The following is a 1109-nucleotide window of genomic DNA, read 5'->3' as shown; positions in this document are numbered from 1 at the left end:
TCTTTTGATTGGAATAACCGTTCGATCAAGGTGTTAGATCCACAGGTACGATATACAAGTATTGCGCCTGAGGTTGAGTTTGAGGCATTGGTATCACAACTGTGCTCAAGAACGAGTGAGCATGACGCATTTGATGCTGTCGCTGAAGTAAAACTCGTACGCAACCCGCTATCGTCACTGGGGCAATTGAGTCAGGTGCAACAGGCGTTTGATAACGATGCATTTGAGCTCTATTGTCAGGCGTATCGAAACCTGCAACACAGCCAACAAGGTGCATTGTCGTTCGAAGTCCTATTACGCTTACCAAGAGAAGGGGGCGAGGTACTCTCACCCGCTCAGTTCTTCCCACTAATTAATGAATTCGGCCTAGAGTTGGAGCTTGATAAATGGGTGATTCGCAATACCTTCAAGGTGCTCAATCGCCATGTTTCCGACTGGCAGATGATTGATCGCTGCTGTATTAACTTGACGGCACAAGCGTTAACTCAGCCAGAACTGGCAAACAGTATTGTTGAGAAGGCTCAAGATTTTAATATCCCGTTAGACAAGGTCTGTTTTGAGATCACTGAGAGTATGCCACTCGCGAACGAATCAAACGTGCTCAAGAATATCAATCAGCTTCAAGATGTGGGTTGTAAGATAGCCCTTGATGACTTCGGAACTGGTTATGCTTCATTTGATTATCTGCGCCGTATTCCTCTCGATATTCTGAAAATCGATGGCTCTTTTGTTGAGCAAATTCACCACAACCAAAACGATCGGGCGATCGTTGCGAACATTAGCCAAATTGCACAAAACATGGGGCTTATCACGGTGGCGGAATTTGTGGAGTCGGAGCAACATGCCGAGATATTGAGTGACCTGAACGTGGTCTACGCACAGGGCTTTGGCATTGCGAAACCAAGGCCGTTGATTGAAGAGCTGAAAACTCGGTTTGCTTAATGGTTATCAAATGAGTGAGCGGTACCAATTGATTTAGTGGTCGCTAAATGAATGAGCTGTCGTCAATTGAACTAGCTACCACCAATTGAATTGCCACTAATTGGTCTCACAAAAATTGAGCGAATAAAAATGGCCAAGACAAGTTCGATGCATGTCTTGGCCATTTT

The 1109-nt window shown here is 45.1% G+C and carries 1 protein-coding gene; it reads left to right on the top strand.

Annotated features, from left to right (window positions below):
* Positions 1 to 942 (top strand): EAL domain-containing protein (locus KIV40_RS29595; RefSeq protein ID WP_285352828.1); only part of this gene is annotated, 942 nt, incomplete at its 5' end.
* Between the last annotated feature and the right edge of the window lie 167 nt (positions 943 to 1109).

Source organism: Vibrio sp. D173a, assembly GCF_030248475.1.
This window is presented reverse-complemented; position numbering and strand designations above follow the sequence as displayed.